This is a genomic window from Shewanella sp. T24-MNA-CIBAN-0130 (genome assembly GCF_040310185.1).
In the GTDB taxonomy this organism is placed as follows: Bacteria; Pseudomonadota; Gammaproteobacteria; order Enterobacterales; family Shewanellaceae; genus Shewanella; species Shewanella psychromarinicola.
Genome location: NZ_JBEOPP010000325.1, coordinates 1 through 271 on the forward strand (window position 1 = coordinate 1; position 271 = coordinate 271).

General features: G+C 40.6%; 1 pseudogene. It reads left to right on the top strand.

Going from position 1 to position 271, the window contains the following annotated elements:
- Positions 1 to 271 (top strand): annotated as a pseudogene (locus tag AAEZ02_RS22570) (hypothetical protein); the annotation flags it as partial.

The window sequence follows — 271 nt, forward strand, 5'->3', positions numbered from 1 at the left end:
GTATAAACCAACTCTAGACAGTTTGATTTCAATTGAAAATCGCACTAAACAAATCTTATCTGCTACTGGTAATATATTACAGCAACTGAACAAAACACTGAAGCCTGTTGAAAAGGTATTAAAATCCAAAGCCGGTACAAATATTTATCCTACACTTCGACAGTATGAAAAGTTCTCCACCGGTTGTATTACCTCAATGAGGATGGGATTTGGTGGTCTAGTTGGTGGAACAGCAGCTCTTGGGGCTTGGGGTGTAGTGACGGTCGTAGGC